General features: G+C 69.7%; 19 protein-coding genes. 3 read left to right on the forward strand and 16 right to left on the reverse strand.

Annotated features, from left to right (window positions below; translation table 11 throughout):
* Positions 1 to 79: 79 nt before the first annotated feature.
* The gene (locus tag AC4IJH_RS20315; RefSeq protein ID WP_490853197.1) at positions 80 to 1,861 is read right to left on the reverse strand and encodes a sensor histidine kinase; all 1,782 of its coding nucleotides are present in this window, start codon (positions 1,859 to 1,861) and stop codon (positions 80 to 82) included.
* 186 nt (positions 1,862 to 2,047) lie between these two features.
* Positions 2,048 to 3,187 (reverse strand): MFS transporter, encoded by a 1,140-nt coding sequence (locus tag AC4IJH_RS20320; RefSeq protein ID WP_490853216.1) that lies wholly within the window; start codon positions 3,185 to 3,187, stop codon positions 2,048 to 2,050.
* Between the two features lie 347 nt (positions 3,188 to 3,534).
* Between AC4IJH_RS20320 and AC4IJH_RS20325 the strand changes: the two genes are divergently transcribed.
* Positions 3,535 to 4,422, forward strand: a complete 888-nt coding sequence (locus AC4IJH_RS20325) for a LysR family transcriptional regulator (RefSeq protein WP_490853217.1) — start codon at positions 3,535 to 3,537, stop codon at positions 4,420 to 4,422.
* Positions 4,423 to 4,504: 82 nt separating this feature from the next.
* Here AC4IJH_RS20325 and AC4IJH_RS20330 read toward each other — a convergent pair whose 3' ends face one another.
* The 13 genes from AC4IJH_RS20330 to AC4IJH_RS20390 all read right to left on the reverse strand — a co-directional run bounded on the left by AC4IJH_RS20330 (position 4,505) and on the right by AC4IJH_RS20390 (position 15,004).
* A complete protein-coding gene (locus AC4IJH_RS20330; RefSeq protein ID WP_490853198.1) occupies positions 4,505 to 4,726 on the reverse strand; it encodes an acyl-CoA carboxylase epsilon subunit in 222 nt (73 codons plus the stop codon).
* A gap of 28 nt (positions 4,727 to 4,754) precedes the next feature.
* The gene (locus tag AC4IJH_RS20335) at positions 4,755 to 6,314 is read right to left on the reverse strand and encodes an acyl-CoA carboxylase subunit beta (RefSeq protein ID WP_490853199.1); all 1,560 of its coding nucleotides are present in this window, start codon (positions 6,312 to 6,314) and stop codon (positions 4,755 to 4,757) included.
* A 39-nt stretch (positions 6,315 to 6,353) separates the two neighbouring features.
* A complete protein-coding gene (locus tag AC4IJH_RS20340) occupies positions 6,354 to 6,620 on the reverse strand; it encodes a DUF6059 family protein (protein WP_490853200.1) in 267 nt (88 codons plus the stop codon).
* Between the two features lie 14 nt (positions 6,621 to 6,634).
* Positions 6,635 to 7,654, reverse strand: coding sequence for a methyltransferase (locus tag AC4IJH_RS20345; protein WP_490853201.1), 1,020 nt, complete (start codon positions 7,652 to 7,654; stop codon positions 6,635 to 6,637).
* 46 nt (positions 7,655 to 7,700) lie between these two features.
* Positions 7,701 to 8,762 (reverse strand): methyltransferase, encoded by a 1,062-nt coding sequence (locus AC4IJH_RS20350; protein ID WP_490853202.1) that lies wholly within the window; start codon positions 8,760 to 8,762, stop codon positions 7,701 to 7,703.
* A 78-nt stretch (positions 8,763 to 8,840) separates the two neighbouring features.
* Complete coding sequence (locus AC4IJH_RS20355) at positions 8,841 to 9,293, reverse strand: SRPBCC family protein (protein WP_490853203.1); 453 nt, start codon at positions 9,291 to 9,293, stop codon at positions 8,841 to 8,843.
* Positions 9,293 to 9,544 carry a phosphopantetheine-binding protein gene (locus tag AC4IJH_RS20360; RefSeq protein WP_490853204.1) on the reverse strand — a complete coding sequence of 84 codons (252 nt, stop codon included), beginning with the start codon at positions 9,542 to 9,544 and terminating at the stop codon, positions 9,293 to 9,295. The genes AC4IJH_RS20355 and AC4IJH_RS20360 overlap by 1 nt, the downstream gene beginning before the upstream one ends.
* Before the next feature lie 139 nt (positions 9,545 to 9,683).
* A complete protein-coding gene (locus tag AC4IJH_RS20365; protein ID WP_490853205.1) occupies positions 9,684 to 10,982 on the reverse strand; it encodes a ketosynthase chain-length factor in 1,299 nt (432 codons plus the stop codon).
* The gene (locus AC4IJH_RS20370) at positions 10,912 to 12,165 is read right to left on the reverse strand and encodes a beta-ketoacyl-[acyl-carrier-protein] synthase family protein (RefSeq protein WP_490853218.1); all 1,254 of its coding nucleotides are present in this window, start codon (positions 12,163 to 12,165) and stop codon (positions 10,912 to 10,914) included. The genes AC4IJH_RS20365 and AC4IJH_RS20370 overlap by 71 nt, the downstream gene beginning before the upstream one ends.
* Before the next feature lie 23 nt (positions 12,166 to 12,188).
* Positions 12,189 to 12,500 carry a cupin domain-containing protein gene (locus AC4IJH_RS20375; RefSeq protein ID WP_490853206.1) on the reverse strand — a complete coding sequence of 104 codons (312 nt, stop codon included), beginning with the start codon at positions 12,498 to 12,500 and terminating at the stop codon, positions 12,189 to 12,191.
* A gap of 120 nt (positions 12,501 to 12,620) precedes the next feature.
* On the reverse strand, positions 12,621 to 12,968 hold the full coding sequence (locus AC4IJH_RS20380; protein ID WP_490853207.1) for a TcmI family type II polyketide cyclase: 348 nt from the start codon (positions 12,966 to 12,968) through the stop codon (positions 12,621 to 12,623).
* A 48-nt stretch (positions 12,969 to 13,016) separates the two neighbouring features.
* A complete protein-coding gene (locus tag AC4IJH_RS20385; protein ID WP_490853208.1) occupies positions 13,017 to 13,337 on the reverse strand; it encodes an antibiotic biosynthesis monooxygenase family protein in 321 nt (106 codons plus the stop codon).
* A 5-nt stretch (positions 13,338 to 13,342) separates the two neighbouring features.
* The gene (locus AC4IJH_RS20390) at positions 13,343 to 15,004 is read right to left on the reverse strand and encodes an FAD-dependent oxidoreductase (protein WP_490853209.1); all 1,662 of its coding nucleotides are present in this window, start codon (positions 15,002 to 15,004) and stop codon (positions 13,343 to 13,345) included.
* 796 nt (positions 15,005 to 15,800) lie between these two features.
* Here AC4IJH_RS20390 and AC4IJH_RS20395 point away from each other — a divergent pair.
* Positions 15,801 to 16,610, forward strand: coding sequence for a class I SAM-dependent methyltransferase (locus AC4IJH_RS20395; RefSeq protein ID WP_490853210.1), 810 nt, complete (start codon positions 15,801 to 15,803; stop codon positions 16,608 to 16,610).
* A gap of 133 nt (positions 16,611 to 16,743) precedes the next feature.
* Here AC4IJH_RS20395 and AC4IJH_RS20400 read toward each other — a convergent pair whose 3' ends face one another.
* Positions 16,744 to 18,387: an MFS transporter gene (locus AC4IJH_RS20400; protein ID WP_490853211.1), complete on the reverse strand. Its 1,644-nt coding sequence runs from the start codon at positions 18,385 to 18,387 to the stop codon at positions 16,744 to 16,746.
* A gap of 136 nt (positions 18,388 to 18,523) precedes the next feature.
* Here AC4IJH_RS20400 and AC4IJH_RS20405 point away from each other — a divergent pair, with 136 nt between their 5' ends.
* A complete protein-coding gene (locus AC4IJH_RS20405; RefSeq protein WP_490853212.1) occupies positions 18,524 to 19,228 on the forward strand; it encodes an acyl-CoA-like ligand-binding transcription factor in 705 nt (234 codons plus the stop codon).
* Positions 19,229 to 19,351 lie beyond the last annotated feature (123 nt).

Consider the following 19,351-nt stretch of genomic DNA (forward strand, 5'->3'; position numbering starts at 1 on the left):
GTACGTACGGACACCGCGCCATCATCCCCGACTCCGCCCCCGGTCACCCGCCCCTCACCATGCCCCGTTCCCCGCGCGGTCAGATCTTCGCCTCGAAGGTCTTCTTCTCCACGAGCCTGCCGTCGCGGAAACAGAAGCGGTACGCCGTCTCGGTCTCCCAGCCGACCTCCGGCTCGGTCGAGGAGAACGTCTCGCAGTCCGCCCCCGCCGGCAGCTTCGGCCCCTTCTCGTTCATGTCCTCGTTCATGAAGGACCCCTTCGGCAGCCGGGCACGCACCTCGTGTTCGGGCTGCCCGATGCGCACCGACTCGTACAGCTGCGGCGAGACGGACGACTGCCGCGCGGCCCCGAGCAGTGCGACGAACCCCCAGGCGGCCAGCAGCCCCAGCCCCAGCACCACGCCCACCGCCAGGCCGCACCCCATGCCGAAGCCGCCGCGCTTCTCCTGGCCGGTGCCCGGGCGGGCGGGGGCCTCCAGCAGCGACCGCGGCGACCAGTCCATGACCGGCGCCCCGGCCGCGCCCCCGGCCCGTACCTCACCACCGGCCCCCGCGCCGTCGCCGGCGCCGCTGCGCACCTCGACGCGGGTCGGTGAGGAGGACGCGAGGTCGTCCGCGCCGTCCGCGGCGGACGCCGCGCCCCAGCTCCCGGCGGGCCCGTACGGCAGGACGCCCGCGAGCCGGAACCCGCCGTCCACCGTCCGCCCGCTGTGCACCATCCCGCCCACCAGACGGGCCCGCTCCCGCAGCCCGGTCAGCCCCTGGCCGCCGCTGATCGCCGGTCCGCCCGCCAACACCCCGGCGGGGACGGGGCCGTTGACGACCTCCACCAGCAGCGAGTCGGGTTCATAGCGCAGTGCGACCGTGACGGGCGCGCCCGTCGCGTGCTTGTGCGCGTTGGTCAGTCCCTCCTGCACGATGCGGTACGCGGCGCGGTCCGCGGCCGGCGGCAGGGGCCGCGGCTCTCCGGAGCGCACCAGCTGTATTCGGGTGCCGACGCCGCGCGAGCTCTCGATCAGCCCGTCGACCAGCGCCACCCCGCGCTGCCCCGCCCCCGGCTCGCCCTGGGCGGGGACGCTCTGCTCGCGTTCGTCGTGCAACAGCCCGACCACCTCGCGCAGTTCGCGCATCGCGGCCACCGAGGCGTCCCGCAGGACCCCGACCGCCTCCCGCTGCCGCCCGCTGAGCTGCGGGTCGACCTCCAGCGCGCCGGTGTGCACGGATATCAGCGTGAGCTGATGACCCAGGCTGTCGTGCATGTCCTGCGCGATGCGCTGGCGCTCGCGCAGCTGTGTCTGCCGGGCGATCATCGCGTTCTCCCGCAGCAGCTGGGTGCGCTGGGCGTGCAGCGTCTCCAGCAGGGTGCGGCGCTGCGCCCAGTAGCGGCCGGCGATGCCGGGCATCACCACGACCGCGACGAACAGCGCGACCATGGACACCGCCAGCCCCGGCGAGACCTTCGGCAGGTCCCACAGCAGGGGGAGCACCGCGCCCAGCACCAGCGACACCCCGAACACCGCCAGTGCCCGGCCCACCCCGTGGATCCGGCGGCCCGCCGACCAGCCCGCGACGATCAGCACACCCCACATGCCACCAACCACGACGCTGACCGCCGAGGAGAGGAGCAGGACCGTGCCGGGCAGGGCCCGGCGCAGCGGCGAGACCACCATCACGCCCAGCGCCACCGTCCACGTCCGCAGATCGCTGCTGTGCTGCAGCTGCTCCACGCCCACGGCCAGCAGCCCGAGCAGCAGGGAGAGCATCGCCTCGCCGACGATGCGGTGCAGCGGCCACTGCCCCGTCCCCGTCAGCTGCCGCCATGTGCCGCGGCTCCATGCCCGTACCTTCGCTGTCACCTTCACGCGCACAGCGTAGGAAGATCCGTGCCCTTCGCGCGTCCATCGTTCGTCGCTACTGTCCGCAACGAAAGTAGCCCTCTCAGGCCTCCCGGGCCGCGCCCCGGCCGCTCGCCGGGTTCCGTCACCGTACGGAGCGTCACGACGAGGGCGGCCGCAGGCGGGCCCGGCAACGGCCCTCTGCCCCGGGCCCTATGTGCCTGCCCGCGCGCCTTTGGGCGCCCGCCCCAGGAGGACCGCCGCCATCGCCCCCAGCGCGAGCGCGCCCCCGAGCCACATCACCGCGGATGTGCCCAGCCCGTCCGCGGTGCGCCCGCCGACCAGCGCGCCCAGCGCGATGGCCAGGTTGAACACGGCCACGAACAGCGCCGACGCCGCCTCCCGCGCCCCGGGAGCCGCCGCCATCAGCCACGACTGCGTGCCGACCGAGACGCCTCCGTACGCCAGCCCCCACACCACCAGCATCGCCGCCGCGCCCAGCACGCCCACCCCGAGGACCGGCACCAGCAGCACCGCCCCCGCCAATACAGCGCTGATCGCCAGCAGCGTCCCGCGCGGCGACCGGGCGGCCCGCGAACCGGACACGAAGTTGCCCAGGATCCCGGCGGCCCCGTAGACCAGCAGCAGCGTGCTGATCAGCGCCGATCCGACCCCGGAGACCTCCTCCAGTACGGGCCGTACATAGGTGTACGCGGCAAAGTGGCCGGTCACCAGCAGCAGCACCACGGCCAGACCGGTCAGCACCCGGGCGTCACGCAGCAGGCCCAGCACCCCGCTCAGCCGCACCGCGGCGTCGGCGGGCAGGGGCGGCAAAAGCAGCGCCATCGCGAGGGCCACCGCCAGGGACAGCGCCGCCGCGGAGGCGAACGCCGCGCGCCAGCCGCCCAGTTCGCCCGCCAGGATGCCCGCGGGCACGCCCAGTACGGACGCGACCGCGACACCGCTGAAGACCAGCGAGGTGGCCGGGCCCACCGACTCGCGGGGCACCAGCCGCACCGGCAGCCCGGCCGCGAGCGCCCACACACCGCCCATCCCCAGCCCCACCAGCACCCTGGCCACCAGCAGCACCGCGAAGTTCGGCGCACAGGCCGCCAGCAGGTTCGCCCCGGTCAGCAGCACCATCAGGGCGCACAGCACCAGCCGCCGGTCCAGCCGCCCCATCGCGAGCGTCAGCAGCGGCGCGGCCAGGGCAGCGACCAGCCCGGTGACCGTCATGGTCAGCCCGGCCATGCCATCGGTCACGCCCAGCGACGTGCCGATCGGTGTCAGCAGCCCCACCGGCAGCATCTCCGAGGTGACGACGGTGAACGTACCCGCCGCCACCGTCCCCACGGCCGCCCACCGCCCGCCCGCCGAGCCGGGCCGGACCCCGCCACCCGCTCCAGGCGGCGCTTCGGTCAACTCGCCTGCCCCACCGGACACTTCACTCACTGCTTCACCAGCTCTTGCCATGGCTCCAGCCAAGCCGCGGCCCGCCCCGGGAACAACGGCGATTCCCTCACCCTTCAATGAGCAGGCCTCATCAATCCGTACGCCCGCCCGACCAGCACCACCTGTCCGACCAGCACCACCCGCCCGACCAGCAGCACTCGCCCACTCAGCAGCACTCGCCCACTCAGCACCACCTGCCCGCCCGGCACGACTCGCCCGCCCAGCACCACACCGAGAGGACCCGCCCCATGGCCGGCCTGGAGATACGCGAACTGGAATGCTTCCTCGTCTTGTCCGAGGAACTGCACTTCGGCCGCACCGGCGAGCGTCTGTACGTCTCCCAGAGCCGCGTCAGCCAGCTCATCCGCTCCCTGGAGAGCCGCATCGGCGCCCGCCTGGTGGAGCGCACCAGCCGCCGCGTGCGGCTCACCCCGCTCGGCGAGGACTTCCTGTCCTCCCTGCGCCCCGCCTACGAAGCGCTGAGCAGCACCGTCGAGGCGGCCCGCACCGCCGCCCGCGGCTTCGAGGGCACGCTGCGCATCGGCTTCCAGGGCACGGCGTACGGCCGCACCATGGAGGCCATCACCACCTTCCAGGACCGGCACCCCCGCTGCACGATCGAGGTGTACGAGATCCCGCTGTGCGACCCCTTCGGCGCCGTGCACCGCCGCGAGGTCGACACCGCGGTGGTGCTGCTCCCGGTGGACGAGCCGGGCCTGGTCCTCGGCCCGGTCTTCTCCAAACAGCGCCAGACCCTCGCCGTCCACCACGGCCACCCGTACGCCACGCGCACGTCCCTGACCGCCGAGGACCTCGCCGGCTGCACCCTGATCGGCATCAACGGACCCGCGCCCGCCTACTGGCGCCGGGCCCAGGCCCCCGACCTCACGCCCGGCGGTGTCCCCGTTCCCAGCGGCCCGAGCGTCTCCACGCTCCAGGAGGGCCTGACCCTGGTCGCCGCCAACCGCGGCGCGATGCTGCTGTGCCACCCCACCGCGGAGTACCAGACCCGCAGCGACATCGCCTTCGTCCCCGTCGACGGCCTGCCCGACTCCGTCCTGGGCCTGGTCCGGCACCAGGACCACGACACCGCACTCCTGCGGGCCTTCTCCGCCACCGTCGCGGACGTGGCATAGGCGCGGAACTAACGAGGCACAGGCGCGCGGCAGAAGTGGCACCGGCAGCGAGGGCCGAGGGCCACCGGCCCGTACACAGGGCTCAGGCCGCCGCCTGCCAGCTGTTCGGCGCGTGAAAGCCCGCCTGCCGCTCCAGCCGCCGCCAGCGCGCGGTGCCGCCCGCCGGCCGGGCATCGCTCACCACCGTCCGGCGAGCGGAACGGGCCATCAGTACGGCAGCCAGCGCGGCCAGTTCCTCCGGCTCGGCATGCCCTCGTTCGATACGGAGCACGGGCCCCATGACGTCTTCAGCAACAGAAGGCATCAACTCTCCGATCACTGCAAAGGGTTGGCTACTGCGGTGGATTTCCGTGTTTCCGCGCGGGCAGATCCGCGTGCTTGCCGCGGAGCATCGCCAGCGAATCGATGAGCACCCGGCGGGTGTCGGCCGGATCGATGACGTCGTCGACCAGACCCCGCTCGGCCGCGTAATAGGGGTGCATCAGCTCGGACTTGTACTCCTTCACCATCCGCGCACGCATCGCCTCCGGATCGTCCGCCTTTGCGATCTGCTTGCGGAAAACGACCTGCGCCGCGCCCTCCGCGCCCATCACCGCGATCTCGTTCGCCGGCCAGGCATAGGTCAGATCCGCGCCGATGGACTGCGAATCCATGACGATGTACGCGCCGCCGTACGCCTTGCGCAGCACCACCGAGATCCGCGGCACGGTGGCATTGCAGTACGCGTACAGCAGCTTGGCGCCGTGCCGGATGATCCCGCCGTGCTCCTGTTCCACGCCCGGCAGAAAGCCCGGCACATCCAGCAGGGTCACCAGGGGAATATTGAAGGCATCACACATCTGCACGAAGCGGGCCGCCTTTTCGCTCGCCTCGATGTCCAGCACCCCGGCCAGCTGCATCGGCTGGTTCGCGACGATGCCGACCACCTCACCGTCCATCCGCGCCAGGGCGCACAGGACATTGGCGGCCCACCGCTCGTGGACCTGAAGGAATTCGCCGTCGTCGACGATCTCCTCGATGACCTGGCGCATGTCGTACGGGCGGTTGCCGTCGGCCGGCACCAGATCCAGCAGCCGCCGCCCGGCCCGGTCCGCCGGGTCCTCGCAGTGCACGGCAGGCGGATTCTGCCGGTTGTTCTGCGGCAGCAGCGACAGCAGATAGCGGACCTCCTCCAGACAGGTGCTCTCGTCGTCGTACGCGAAATGCGCCACTCCGGAGGTCTCGGCGTGCACATCCGCGCCGCCCAGCCCGTTCTGGGTGATCTGCGCCCCGGTCACCGCCCGCACCACATCGGGTCCGGTGATGAACATCTGCGAGGTGTCCCGCACCATGAAGACGAAATCGGTCAGGGCCGGGGAATAGGCGGCGCCGCCCGCGCACGGGCCGAGCATCACCGAGATCTGCGGAATGACGCCCGACGCACGGGTATTGCGCCGGAAGATACCGCCGTACCCGGCGAGCGCCACGACCCCTTCCTGGATACGGGCGCCCGCGCCGTCGTTCAACGACACCAGCGGAGCACCGGCCTTGAGGGCCATGTCCATCGTCTTGTGGATTTTCGCCGCGTGCGCCTCACCCAGCGCACCGCCGAATATGCGGAAGTCGTGCGCGTACACGAAGACCGTGCGCCCGTGGACCTCTCCCCAGCCGGTGATCACCCCATCCGTGTAAGGCCGTTTGTTCTCCAGGCCGAAACCGCTCGCGCGGTGCCGGCGCAGCGGCTCGATCTCACGGAAAGAGCCCTCGTCCAGCAGCAGTTCGATGCGCTCGCGGGCGGTGAGCTTCCCTTTGTCCCGCTGCGCCCGGGTGGCCCGCTCGCCGGGCCCCTGCCGGGCCAGGTCCTGTATCGCCCTCAGCCCGGCCACCTGCGTACGGATATCCACGGCCGACACCTCCCCTTTCCGCCCCTTTCCGCATCCGCGCGTTCGCGATCAGCCGCGCCACCCCAGATCCCGCCACAGCGCCTCCTCGACCGCACTCGGCGCCCGCTCCGAAACCAGCCGCTCGGGGTGCCACGACGGCGGCCCGGCCAAGGTGACGCCCGCCGTACCCGGCGCCTTTCGCCCGTATTCCTCCAAAGGCGAGTAGCCGGGTACGTACAGGGGCGTCACCCAGATTCCGCCGAGCGCGCTGAGACCGGGAACCAGCGACTTGCACAGGGCCAGGAACATCCCGGCCGTTCTGCGCGCCAGGAACACCGCTCTCCCTCCGGTTACCCGGCCTTGTATCCGATCGCCAGGCTGTCCGGCTGGCTCACGGCGCTGGTGCGCACCTTCTCGAAACCCGCCTCGGTGAGCCACTCGACGCATTCCGCCGAGGTGTATTCGCGGCCGCCGGAGGAGGTGAGCAGCATATTGAGGCTGCCGAGCAGGCTAAGGGGGGTGCCCTTGCGGTCGTCGTCGATCATGCGGTCGTAGACCAGCACCGCTCCGCCGGGATTCAGCGCCTTGAGGATGTGCCCGAGCAGGGCCTTGCGCTGCTCCAGGTCGAAGTAGTGCAGGATGTGCCCGACGATGAAGACATCGGCGCTGGGCAGCGGGTCGTTGAAGAAGTCGCCCGATGCGAAGCGGATGGATCCGGTGGCACCGAGCGTTGCGAGGTGTTCGGTGAAGAACGGCTCCATCTGCGGCAGGTCGAAACAGGTGGCGTCCAGGTGCGGATGCTCACGCAGCAGTGTCGCCGCCAGATTTCCGCGGGCCCCGCCCAGGTCGACGAAGGAGGAATAGTCCTTCCAGTCGAATCCCCTGGCCAGGCTCGCCGCCACACCGCCGTTGACGGCGTCCATGGCACCCAGGAAACTGCGGGCCGCGTCCTTGTCGCTGTACCCGTCGAAGAAGCTTCCCCCGCTGGGGACTTGTGCCTCACCCGTCTTCAGAGCCCGGGTCAGATTCTCCCACACGGGAAAGAGTTTCTTGTTGGCCAGATGCGCGTAACCCCCCACGTATCCGGGCTTGTTGCGGTCCAGATAGCGGTCGCTGGCGGCGCTGTTGCGGTAGATGTCACCCTCGCGCTCCAGCAGTTCCAGGGACACCAGCGCATCGAGGAAGTCATAGGCGCCGCGCGGATGCATGCCCACCTCCGCGCAGATTTCCCGGCCGGTCATCGGCTTGTTCGCCAGGACGGTGAAGATATCGAGTTCGACCGCGCTGATCAGCGCCCGCGAACCGTAGAACGCCATGGTCAGCCGCAGGATCTCGCCCGGCCCCCGGGACCCGGCACCATCGTTGTTCATGCACTCCTCTTCTCTCACAGCAAGGTGGGAATCGGTGGGAACAGGGCTACTTGGGCCGGCACTCCAGCATCGTCCAGTGGTATCCGGGGTCATTGACGAGCTCGAAGCCCGTACGGTCGAAGAGTTCCTCCCACTCGGCCAGCACCCGCTCCCGGCCGCCGAAGAGGACGAGCATGTCGATGTCGAGGAATTTGGCGTGGTCCCATTCGTTGGCCGGCGCCATCACCTGGTCGAAGACGAGCAGCGATGCCCCGCTGTCGCCGATGGTGCGGCGCACGCGGTGCAGCACCTCGACGACCTTGTCGTCCGACCAGTTGTGTAGAACTCCCTTGAACAGATAGGCGTTACAGCCCTCGGGGAGGGATTCCTCGAAGAAGTCGCCGGGTACGACGGTGACCCGGTCGGCGACGCCCGCGGCCTGGAGAACCGGCGGCGCCGAGGCGGCGACGCGGGGCAGATCCATCATCACGCCGGTCAGCTCGGGGTGGCGCTGCAGGACCTGGGCCAGGAACCAGCCGTCGCCGCCGCCCAGGTCGGCGATACGGGAGAAACGATTCAGCCGCATGGCGTCCAGGCCGTCCAGGACCAGCTGACGGCTCCAGTGCATCATGAAGCGCTCGAAGAACTCACCGGCCGCCGGCGTCTTCTCCAGGTGCTCGAAGAAGGACGCCCCGAAGACCTGGTCGAAGGCCGGGTCCCCGGTGCGGACGCTGTGCATGATCTCGTCGAACGGCCGCCAGGTGATGTCCATGTTGTTGTACTTCACCAGCGGCAGTACGCCCCCGGCGTTGTCCGAGCGCAGACCGTCCGACAGCGGGGTGCCGCGGAACGTACGGCCCGGCCCCTCCGCGAAGATCCCCACCGCGGCGGCGCCGCGCAGAATGCGGTAGAGGGACAGTTCGTGGGTGCCGGTCGCCTCGGCCAGCTCCGCGGCCGTACGCTCACCGTCGCCCACCAGGTCGGCGATCTTCAGCTCGACCAGGACATGGACGACACGCGCCAGCCGGCCGCCGCCGGCCAGCAGCAGGAGTTGCTGTGCGTGCAGATCGGCGGGCAGGCCCGCGCCGTGCCGACGGGTGTCCTGCGCGGGGTTGTCCACAGTTCCCATTGCGATACCAGTCCTTTTCCTCGGGCTTTGGCTTCGAGATAGGGCCAAGTGATTCGACTTCGGCTTCGGTTTCGGCCTTCAGCCCCTGGCCTTTTCCTCGATGAGATTCTTGATGTGGTCCATGTTGACCCGGGTGGCCTGGTTCAGACGTACGGTCATCGACTCGTCGTCGAAAGGAGCCCCGTCCTTCATGGAGAACTCCTGCACCCACCGCATTTCCGTACCGGATTCGGTCTCCCGATAGGTCCAGCACAGATTCATGTACTCAAAGGGACCGGTCTCGATCCGGTGCGCCGATACGGTTCGACGCTCCTTGTCCGGCTTGCGCAGGGACACCCACTCCCAGACCTTGCCGTCCTTGTCCGGCTTGGTCCTGAGCCGGAACTCGATCCCGTCCTCGTCGTGCCTCAGGATCTGTGTCTCGGCGTACTCCGAGAACAGCTCGGGCCAGGACTCCAGGTCGTTGGTCATGTCCCACACCAGGTCGATGGGGGCGTCGATCACCACCGAGTTGTCGGTCCGCGCTGCCATCAGGCGGCCTCCTTCCGCAGCTGCTCGTTGACGAGGTCGAGGGTCCTGCGCAGCGTTTCCATCTTTTCCTCGTCGATCACCACCCCGTGGTCCTGCTGGAGTTTCGCCGCTATCTCCAGCAGCGCGAGGGAGTCGTAACCCAGTTCCCCGTAAGGGACGTCGATGATGTCCGCGCTCAGGTCGAACTCGTCGGAGTCACCAGCGCACTCCTTCACGATGTCCACCAATTGCGCGAGATCGATCTCAGCCATAAGAAACCTCCGGCATTTCTCGTGTCGGACGGCACCGTTCCTGACGGCACCGATTCGGCCGCCGCCCTTTCGATACGGCACCGCGTCGGCCAGCACCGCGTCGGCCAACGCCCTTTCGACCAGCCCGCAAAGGAAAGGCTCACGCCACTTTCTGAACGACCATCGCCGAGTTGAACCCGCCGACCCCGCGGGCCACGACCAGCGCATTGCGCACCGCCATCTCGCGCGGTTCGCCCAGCACCAGATCCAGCGCGGGCCCGTTCGCCGCGGCACGGGTCCCGATGGTCGGCGGCACCACCCGGTCCCGGATGGACAGCAGCGCGCAGGCCAGATCCAGCGCGGCCCCGCCCGCGTACAGCCGTCCGGTCATCGTCTTGGGCGCGGTCACCGCCACCCCTGCGGGGCCGAAGACCTCGGCCAGCGCCTCGGCCTCGGCGCGGTCCGCCTCCGGGACCCCGGCGGCGTCCGCGAACACCACATCGATGTCCTGCGGCGCCACTTCGGCCCGCTCCAGCGCGTAACCGATGGCCCGCGCCAGCCCCGGCGGCCGGCCCGACCCCGGCCGGGGGTCGAAGGTGGCGGCGTGGCCGGCCAGGCGCCCGTAGACGGCGGCGTCGCGGTCCTGTGCGCTGCGCGCGCTCTCCACCACCAGGATCGCGCCGCCCTCGCCCGGTACGTACCCCGACGCCTCGGCGTCGAAGGGCAGATAGGCGCGCTGCGGGTCGTCCACCTGGCTCAGCAGCCCGTTGGGCATCTGCGCCACCAGCCCCCACGGGGACAGCGAGGCCTCGAAGCCGCCGGTCACGGCCGTGCGCAGGGTGCCGCCCGCCAGCAGCCGCGCGGTGTGCGCGGCCGCGTCCAGCGCGCCCGCCTGCTCGGAGACCAGCACCGAGCTGTGTCCGCGCATGCCGTTGCGGATGGTGATCTGGCCGGTGTTGACGGCGTAGAACCAGGCGAAGGACTGGTACGCGCTGACCCGTTCGGGCCCGATGCCCCACAGCTTCTGCAGCTCCCGCTGCCCGAACTCGAACCCGCCCGAGGCGCTCGCGGTGATGGCGCCCGTGCTGAACTCGTCCAGTTCGCCGGGCTCCACTCCGGCGTCGCTCAGTGCCCAGTCGGTGGCGGCCAGCGCGTGCTGGGTCATCCGGTCGGTCTGCGGCAGCAGCCGCTTGGGAAGGTGCTCGGCGGCGTCGAAGTCCAGCACCTCGCCGCCGACCCGTACGGGGTAGGAGGAGGCGTCGAAGCGCTGGATGGCAGCGATGCCGCTCTGCCCGGCGAGGGTGGCCTCCCAGAACTCCTTGGTGCCCACCCCGTTGGGGGCGCTCGCGCCCCCCCCCCCAGGCCGGTCACCACGGCGTCGTACCTGGTCATGAGGCGGCCCCCAGCGGCCTGCGGAGCACCGCCGCGCTCTGGAATCCGCCGAAGCCGCTGCCCACACTGAGCACCGTGTCCACCGCCGTCTCCCGTGCCACATTGGGCACGTAGTCCAGGTCGCACTCGGGGTCGGGGTCCTGGTAGTTGGCGGTCGGCGGGATCACCCCGTGCTCGATGGCGAGCGCCGAGGCGGCCAGCTCCAGGGAGCCGATCGCCCCCAGGGAGTGCCCGATCATCGATTTGATGGAGCTGACCGGCACCTCATAGGCGCGCCGGCCCAGGCTGCGCTTGAAGGCGGCCGTCTCGTGCCGGTCGTTCTGGCGGGTGCCCGAGCCATGGGCGTTGATGTAGTCCAACTCCCCTCCCGTACACCCGGCTTGGGCCATGGCCGCGTCGATGGCCTGCGACATCTCGCGCCCGTCGGGCCGCAGACCCGTCATGTGGTACGCGTTGCAGCGGGTGGCGAACCCGGCGAGTTCGGCGTAGATGCGGGCGCCGCGGCGGCGGGCCGCGCCCAGCTCCTCCAGGACGAAGACGGCCGCGCCCTCGCCCAGGACGAAGCCGTCCCGGTTGCGGTCGAAGGGCCGTGAGGCGTGCGCCGGGTCGTCGTTGTTGGCGGAGGTGGCCTTGATGGCGTCGAAGCACGCCACCGTGATCGGGGAGATCGGGGCGTCGGTGGCGCCGCCGATGACGACGTCGGCGCTGCCGTCGCGGATGAGGTCGGCCGCGTACCCCACGGCGTCCAGGCCCGAGGTGCAGCCGGTGGACACGACGGTGACCGGGCCCTCCGCGCCCGTCTCCCAGGCGACCTCGCGGGAGATGGAGGTGGGCACGAAGTAGTCGAAGAGCTGGTCGACGGCGAGCGCGTGGTCCACCAGCCAGCCCGATCCGCCGGAGCTGACCCGCTCGTACTCCCGGTCCAGTCCCGTGGTGCAGCCGACCGCGGTGCCGATGCTGACGGCGATGCGCCCGGGGTCGGTGCGGCCGCTGTCCAGGCCGCTGTCGGCGAGCGCTTCTTTGGCGCTGGCCAGGGCGAGCTGGGTGGCCCGGTCGTAGGTGGCGCTCTGGTGCGCGGTGAAGCCCTCGGCCGCCGCGTCGAAGTCGATCTCGCCGGCGATACGGGAGCGGAAGGGGGCCGGGTCGAACAGCGAGATGGTGCGGGTGGCGGTACGGCCCGCGGTGAGCAGGTCCCAGAACGCCGGGACGCCCACGCCCCCCGGGGCGCGCACCCCGATCCCGGTGATCACCACGCGCCTTTCGTGGCGGTCGCTCACTGCACGCCACCGACCTTCGGGGGGCCCGCTTCGGGGTGGGGAACCGGCTCGGTGTCCACGTGCCCCAGTTCGGGCCGGGGGGCCAGCGGCGCGATCTGGAAGACCGCGCGGGCCGGGCCCGTACCGCGGTTCTCGATGCGGTTGCGCTCCCCGCGGGTGATCAACAGGGCCTCGTCCCGGTCGAGTTGCACCTCGGCGCCGTTCACCCGGACCACGACCGAGCCCTCGATGAGGTAGAGGTACTTGTCGGAGTACGGGTGGTAGTGCTCACTGATGAATTCGCCCGGCGCCAGGTCGAAAGTTCCCATGAAGCCGGAGGTCGCGCCCACCGAAGTCGGCGTCAGAAGTGCCCGCGTCTTCCCGCCCAGCCGCTCGCTGGGCGGGACATCAGAAACGGCAACCTTCGCTGCCGGACCCGTTGCCACAGATCAATTCCCTTCCGCGCTCGCGGTGTTGTCGGCTTCCCAGGTGTAGAACACCTCGGCCTTGGAATCCTTGATCTCCTGCCACTCCGTGGAATACGGGGTGAGGAACTCGCCGACCTTCTGGTTGACCTCCTGGAACAGCGGGTTGGACCGCTCCCGGTAGAGGTTTTCCATGATGTCCTCGTCGGCCTCGATCAGATGCATGTACAGATCGTGGAAGCGAAAGAGGACTCGCCGCTTCACCCCGATCCTGCCTGGCAGGACGCTCTTGTCGTGCTCCGCGAACGCCGCCGCCACATGCTCGGCGTCCGCGGGGTCCATCCTGAGGACCATCAGTGCGCGATAGGCCACGCTCTTGACCTCCTTGTACTCGTGGTGCGCTCCTCGCGGTGAACTGCCCTACCGCTTCGAGGCGTACGTCACGTCGCAGAAGATGGGACGGGGCTTGGAGATCGAGCGGCAGAACGTGAAGTGCTCCTGCAGCCGGGGATCGCTGTGCATCGCGCGGAAATCCGCTTCGGAGCGCCACTGCGCGTAGTTGATGACATGGGTGCCGTCGTGGCTGAGGTGGAAATTCGCCGAGACGAATCCCGGGAGATCCTTGATGAGGTCCTCGGTCACCTTCACCAGGTGCTCGCACAGCGTCTTCTGGTCCTTGGGATCGACCTCGAAGACATTGACGAGGGTGAACAGTCCGCTGCCGGTTTCGATGGTCGCCATGTCTCTCACCTGTCTTTGCCGCGCGAAAGGGTGCTCTCCAGTACGTCCTGCAGGGCGCCGACCGGATCGCCCACCGCGCTCTCGGTGCGCCAGGCCACGAAGTCGTCCGGCCGAATCAGCAGGGCGCCGCTCGCGCCGAGCCCGGTGGTGGTCAGGAACGCCCCGTCCACGTCCAGGAGTTCACCGCCCCCGCCGACCGTGTACGTCACCAGCGGTACGCCGGTGCTGTGCGCCACCTTCTCGGCGGCCGCCGCCCACACGGAGCCCTCGGGCCCGGTCAGCAGGACGTAGGAGTCCACGGTCAGGTCGGTGGTGGAGATCCGCTCGCCGTCGCGCTCCAGCCACAGGTGCGGCACCCGGCAGCCGGGGCGGCCGCTGACGTCGTGCTCGGTGGGGATCGGCTCGGGGTAGCCGGGCCCGGACACGGCGCGGGAGGTGTAGCGGTAGCCGGTGCTGACCAGGGTCGCCTCGCGCAGCGCGCGGCGCAGCCCCTCGTCGTCGTTCAGGCGCCAGGTGTGCCGGATCCACGCCTGGTCGGCGACGGCGGCGCCGATGGGCAGCCGCTCCTCCTGGTAGCTGTCCAGCAGTTCCTCACCGGCCCAGCCCTTGAGGACGGCGGCGAGCTTCCAGGCGAGGTTGTGGGCGTCCTGGATGCCGCCGTTGGCGCCGAACGCCCCGGCCGGCGGGTGCACATGGGCGGCGTCGCCCGCCAGGAAGATCCGGCCGCTGCGGTAGGACTGGGCGACGTTGTGCGACATCTCCCACGGCTTGGTCATCCGGATCTCGATGTCCAGCTCCGGCATGCCGGTGGCGGTGCGGATGATCTGCGCGCAGCGCTCGTCGGTGAACTCGGCGGGGTCGGTGACCCGCGGGTCGTAGAAGAAGCCGAAGACCCAGTTCTCCTCGTCGAAGAGCTGGAGGACGGCGGGCACGTCCGGCATCTGCAGCACCCCGGGCTCATCGGGGTTGGGCAGGTAGCAGATCACGAACCTGCGGCCCCCGATGGCGGAGTTGAGGTCCGCCTTGAACAGCACGCTCATGGCGCTGCCGACGGGCCCGTGGCCCTTGCGGGTGATGCCCAGGGACTCCCTGATCGGGCTGCGCACGCCGTCGGCGGCGATCAGGTACCGCGCCCTGACGGTGGTCTTCTCCCCGCTCGCCCGGTCCACGACGACCGCGCTGACGCCGTCCTGGTCCTGCTCGTAGGAGTCCAGGCGGGTGTTGAAGTCGATACGGGCGCCGCGGCGCACCGCCTCGTCGCGCAGGATGGGCTCCAGCCGGTCCTGTCCGCACCAGTACGGCTTGGTGGGGCTCAGATGCCCCACGTCCAGCGACGGCTCCTCCACGATCACCGCGTTGTCCATGTCGGTGACGCCGTTGGAGCGCAGCACGACCCAGGGGATCTGGTTGGCGGGCTGGCCCAGCTCGCGCCAGCGCTGGCCCTCGATGAGCTTGGGGCCCTTGTCCACGACCGTCTTCTCCAGGCCGGCGTCACGCAGCAGCTCCATGGTGCGCGAGCTGATCCCGGAGGCGCGGGTCAGGACGGTGGTGGATTCGTGCTTCTCCACCAGCCGGCAGTCGATTCCCTGCTGGCTGAGGAAGAGCGCGGCGGAAAGACCGGTCAGCCCGCCGCCGACTATCAGTACAGACGTTTCCTCGTACGACAATGTCGACCCCTGTGTCGTGTGTATCCGGTGTGGGACTCCGGTTTCCCGGACAGATCCGCAGGGAAATTCCGCGCAGCGGCAGCCGGACTGCGTAAACCGGCTGTGTGCCGTGCGGGATCGTCACGGATTTCTCGGTACGGCCGGATCAGCCGGCGGCGTGCCGAGTTTCAGTGGTGGAGAAGAGAAAGAGAGGGACGCCGGCCGTGTGGTCGCACCGGGTCTGAGCGGAGAACAGTCGCAGAGCCTCGAGAAGGCGGGGCGCAGCGGTTCACGCCACGCTGACACTCACCTATGAATCCCAAACATGTGAACCCCCGATTGGCTAGGTCTAGACAAAGCGTCGATCGATTCCTGCCGCGAGATAGATCACCACAGGCCGTTTTTGCTGTCAACGGCGTCCCCGTATTAGTTCGGCCAGCGCCGCGACGGTTCCGGCCACGGCCGGCGGCGCGGAATTCCCGGGCTCACGGGCAACCAAACCTGACGAGGTGTCAGTGGCCTTGGTTTAGCCGATGATCACCACTCTGACCTGCACAAACACCCCTCCACGACCTCGAACATGTGATCCACGTCATACCTGCTGCGGCATAGCGTCGGCAAACGAATCACAAAGAGATCTCCATGTCACCACCAAGAACCAGGGGATGAAAAATTTGCCCGGCGCTTCCGGAACCTGACTGGACATCTAGGAAAGGGGTGCGAAATAGAGGGGAGATGTCCGTTTTATCCGCTGCTCGATACTCGCAGAATGTAAACCCTTGACTTTCCGAATAGGTCTCCGTGAAGCTTCGGGGCCATGGAAACGATCCGGCTGACCGGGGCGCAGGAGACACTTCTCGCCACTTTGCAAGCCAGGGCAATCGATAGCCGAAGGCCGAAACCCGTTCTGGGAGACGCAACCGCAGTGGATCTGCTGCGGCGTATCGATTACGACTTTCGAAGGATCAAGACCGCCGCCAAAGACGAGCGGACGGTGACATTCCGGGCGAAGAAGCTCGACGAATGGACCCAGCGCTTCTTGTCCGAACACCCGGAATCAACGGTGCTGCATCTGGCCTGCGGCCTGGACAGTCGCGCTTTCCGGCTCGATCTACCCGATTCCGTACAGTGGATCGACGTCGACCAGCCCGATGTGATGGACCTGCGCCGGCGCCTTTATCCCGAGCGGGAGAACTACCGCACCATCGCCACCTCCGTCACCGACGAGGCCTGGATCCGGGACATCCCCGCGGAGCGGACCACCCTCGTCATCGCCGAGGGCCTGACCCCCTACCTCCAGGAGGCCGACGGGGAAGCGATGCTGCGCCGGCTGGTGAACCGCCTGCCGCGGGGGCAGATGATGTTCGACGCCGTCCTGCCATGGACGCTGCGGTTCGCGAAGTACTCCCAACTGCTGCGGGCCACCGGCGCCACCTTCGGCTGGAGCGTGGGCGAACCGCGCACCCTGGAGCGGCGGGTGCCGGGCCTGCGCTTCATCGAGCAGTGGTCCCTGTTCGACTCACCCCACATGTCCCAGCTGCGCCCCCTGGAGCGCTACGCGGGCACCATGATGAGCGCGGTGCCCCAACTGCGCTACGCCCACCGCCTGTTGCGCTACCGCTTCTGACACACCGGTGTTGCCGCCCGGCGTCCCGAGCGGCAACACCCCTACTCTCCACTACTTCTGACGCTCCATCACCTCACGTCGTCCACAAGGGTCATGTACGGGACGGCGCCTCCTTCGCGGCCCGCGGCGCACCTCACCCGCGCACCCGCACATCGGCCGCCGACGCGTCCTGCCCGGCGCCCGGATCCGCCGCCCCGTCCGAAGCCTGCGCACCCTTGCCACCCATCTTGGTGAACAGCGCGGCCCCGGCACCGACGAGCGCGACCACCGCACCCACCGTGAAGACCAGACCCATGCCCGAGATGAAGGAGGAGTGGATCACGCCGGTGACCGCCTCGGCGACCTGCTGAGGCATCTCCTTGACCGCGGGCGGTACGACACCGACCTCCGCCGCGCCGCGCAGCCCCGCCTCCTGGCCCGCGGACATGGGCGGCAGCGACGCCTTCGCCCACTCCTCGGGGAAGACACCGCCCACCCTGGAGGCCATCAGCACACTGAGCACGGCCGTCCCCAGACTGCCGCCCACCTGCATCGCGGACTGCTGCAAGCCGCCTGCCACACCGGCCAGTTCGGCGGGCGCGTTGCTGACGATGACATCCGTGGCGCCGACCATGACAGGAGCCAGCCCGAGCCCCATCAGCATGAACCACACCGACGTGAGGCCCATCGAGGTGTCCGCCTCGAGCGTGGCCATGCCCGCCAGCGACGCCGTGGTCAGCAGCATGCCCGCCACCAGCGGGATGCGCGGGCCGACCTTGCTGATCAGCGCGCCGGCGATGGGCGAGCCGACGATCATCATGCCGGTGAGCGGCAGCAGGTGCACCCCGCTGGCCACCGGGCTCATCCCGTGCACGTTCTGCAGATAGAAGGTCACGAAGAACAGCCCGCCGATGAACGCGAACGACATCAGCACCATGAGCACCGTGCCCGCGCTCAGCGGCACCGACCGGAACATCCGCATCGGCACCAGGGCGTCCTGGGCCCGGTTCTCCCACAGCGCGAACAGGACGAACGCCACGACGGCGACGGCCAGGAAGCCCAGCGTCCACCCGTTGCCCCAGCCCCACTCCGGAGCCTTGATCAGCCCCCAGACCAGGCAGAACATCGCCCCGGACAGCAGCGCGATGCCGGGGATGTCAAAGGAGCGGGGCGCGTGCTCGGCCCGGGTGTCGCGCAGGATGACCAGGCCCACCAGCAGCGCCGCCACCCCGACCGGCACATTGATGAAGAACACCGCCTGCCAGCTGACGTGCTCCACCAGCAGCCCGCCGACGATCGGCCCGGCCGCGGTCGAGGTGCCGACCACGCCGCCCCAGATGCCGAAGGCCATGTTGAGCTTCTCCGGCGGGAAGGTCACCCGCAGCAGCCCCAGCGCCGCGGGCTGCATCAGCGCACCGCACAGACCCTGCAGTACGCGGAAGGTGACGATCATCGCCACGCTGCTGGACAGGCCGATGGCCGCCGAGGTGACGGCGAAGCCCGCCACACCGATGAGGAACGTCTGCCGGTGCCCGAAGCGGTCACCGAGCTTGCCCGCGGTGATCAGCGACACCGCCAGGGCCAGCAGATAGCCGTTGGTGATCCACTGGACGTCGGCGAGCGAGGCGCCCAGGTCCTGCTGGATGGCCGGGTTGGCCATGGCGACGATCGTGCTGTCCAGCGCCACCATCATCACGCCGACCGCGACCGCGACCAGGGTCGGCCAGGGGCGCCCGCGTAACGGCGCCCTGCCCGCCGGCGCCCCGGCCACCGAAGTGCCGACAGCTGGCTCAGTCATTCGAACTCCCCCTCGCCGTAACGGCATTGCGCACCACGTGCCACGAAGAAATCACCCCGCGGAAGCTACAGCAGTCACTGACTGTTGGCAATCACTGGCAAGAGTCAGTCACTGGCGCAAGTTGTAGGCTGCCTCCGTGACCACTTCCGAGACCCCCGACGCCGGCCGGGCCGCCGCACCCGCCGCCCACCCGGCCCCGCCCCCCGGACTGCGCCAGCGCAAGAAGCGCCGTACCCGCGACGAGCTGACCCGGGCCGCGCTGAACCTGTTCCTGTCCCAGGGCTACGACCGCACGACCGTGGACCAGATCACCGAGGCCGTGGAGGTCCACCAGCGCACCTTCTTCCGCTACTTCGCCAGCAAGGAAGAAGTGGCCCTGAGCCCCATCACCGGCATCGACGAGGCCTTCCTCGCCGCCCTGAAGGAACGCCCGGCGCGCGAGAACCCCTTGGAGGCGATGAGCGCCTCCTTCCGTACGGTCCTGGACAAGGTGCGCGAGGACGAACTGGACGGGGTGGAGGCCGACCTCCACATGGCGATGATGCAGCTCGTCGAGACCACTCCGAGCCTGCTGTCCCAACGCCTGCGCCACATCGAGGAGATGGAGGACCAGCTCGTCGCGGTCATCGCGGCCCGCGAGGGCCTGGACGCCGACCTGGACCCCAGGCCGCGCCTGATCGTGGCCGTCTTCGGCGCGGTCGGCCGGGCCGTCAGCCGCGCCTGGTACCGCAAGGCCGAGGCCGACCTCGACAACATCACCGAAGCCCTCCAGGACAGCCTCGACCGGCTCGGCCCCGACCTCTTCGGCGACTGGCAGCGCCCGCCCGGCGCCCCGCACTGACCCGCCCCCTGCCGACGGCCCCGGCCGCCGGCAGCGTGTGTTCCCCGCCACACCGCCACCCGGCCCGCCCGGCCATCCGGACTTCCGGACACAGCAAAGCGGTCGGCATCGTGATCACGATGC

This window comes from Streptomyces sp. UF-297 (assembly GCF_058245575.1).